General features: G+C 65.2%; 1 protein-coding gene. It reads right to left on the reverse strand.

Annotation, left to right across the window (positions count from 1 at the left end; translation table 11 throughout):
- A partial coding sequence (locus P0G09_RS17180) for a folate family ECF transporter S component (protein ID WP_275253274.1) occupies nt 1–316 on the reverse strand: 316 nt, incomplete at both ends.

Below are 316 nucleotides of genomic sequence, written 5' to 3' on the forward strand. Positions count from 1 at the left end.
GCGTTGGGAATGCGGGTCACCAGCACGCTACACGGATAGATATAGAAGAGGTGGAGTGCCAGCGAGTTGATGACAATGGAGCCCACCGCAAGGCCGGCAAACACGCTGATCTGGGTGCGCAGACCAAGCCGCAGGTTGGGCAGAGCGCGCCAGAGAAGGCCCGCCGTCAGGCCGATGGAGCCCGCTCCCAGCGTGATCAGCGGATTGATGGCGTTGCCGGAAAGGGTGCCGCCGATCATATCGGCCACTGCACCCACGGCAAAGCCCTCCACCGGCCCGAACAGCACAGCGGCCAGCAGGGTGGGCAGGCTGCCCA

Source organism: Faecalibacterium sp. DFI.5.82, assembly GCF_029076575.1.
Lineage (GTDB): Bacteria > Bacillota > Clostridia > Oscillospirales > Ruminococcaceae > Faecalibacterium > Faecalibacterium duncaniae.